At 38.9% G+C, this 1233-nt stretch carries 1 protein-coding gene; it reads left to right on the top strand.

The annotated features are described in order from the left end of the window. A partial coding sequence (locus HMPREF2637_RS00145; RefSeq protein WP_305367099.1) for an SspB-related isopeptide-forming adhesin occupies positions 1 to 1233 on the top strand: 1233 nt, incomplete at both ends.

Below are 1233 nucleotides of genomic sequence, written 5' to 3'. Positions count from 1 at the left end.
TAACCGTGGCGACAAGTTGGTTTACCAAGTATGGCTTGATACAACTAAATTCGATGCAGCTAACAAGGACAATATCCAATCAGTAGGAATCTCAGATGACTACGATGAAACTAAATTGGATCTTGACGCTACTAAGATTAAAGCCTACGATTCAGTAACAGGTGATGATGTTACAGCCAAATTCGATATCAAAGTTGAAAACGGTGTGATCACTGCAACCCTTAAAGATGGCTTCACTAAGTCACTTGGCGATGCAGAAAACACACAAGTTATCGACACAACTAAATTCGCCTTCGGACGTTACTACAAGTTCGACATCCCAACAACAGTGAAAGCTGATGTACCTGGTGGTGTAGATATCGAAAACACTGCGGCTCAAGTAGTTAACTACTACAACCCAACAACTAAGAAAGTTGAAAAACCAAACAAACCAACTGAAAAACGTGTTAACAACGTTCCAGTTGAAGTGGAATTCAACTTCACTAAACGTTTGGAAGGCCGTGAGCTTAAAGCTAACGAATTCAGCTTCGTACTTAAAGATTCAACAGGTAAAGTTCTTGAAACAGTAAGCAACGATGCCTCAGGTAACGTTAAGTTCTCTAAACTTGAATTCAATAAGAGTCAAGAAGGTGTACACAACTACACAGTAGAAGAAGTTAAAGGAACAGACGCAACCGTTACATACGATACAATGAAAGCGAATGTAACAGTCACAGTTAAACACGATGGAACAGCTAAAGTTCTTATCGCGACTGTAGGCGACATTGCGGACAAAGAATTTAACAACCGTGTAACACCTCCAGAAGAGCCTAAGTTCCAACCAGAGAAATATGTCTTGAATACAGAGAAATTCTCTATCACAGATAACAAGCTTCTTAATGATGATGATGAGTTGACTGATAAATATGGTGAAACAAATACTGATCCATATGTAGACAAAACAGACAACAATGAAGCAGAAAATATCAATACTAAGACTGTTAAACGTGGCGATAAGTTGGTTTACCAAGTATGGTTGGATACAACTAAATTCGACGCAGCTAACAAGGACAACATCCAATCAGTAGGAATCTCAGATGACTACGATGAAACTAAATTGGATCTTGACGCTACTAAGATTAAAGCCTACGATTCAGTAACAGGTGATGATGTTACAGCTAAATTCGATATCACTGTTAACAAGGGTGTGATCACTGCAACACTTAAAGATGGCTTCACTAAGTCACTTGGCGA

The organism is Streptococcus sp. HMSC065H07, from assembly GCF_001837325.1.
Lineage (GTDB): Bacteria > Bacillota > Bacilli > Lactobacillales > Streptococcaceae > Streptococcus > Streptococcus salivarius_H.
The sequence above is the reverse complement of the archived record's forward strand: the minus strand, read 5'-3'. Positions and strand labels throughout refer to the sequence as shown.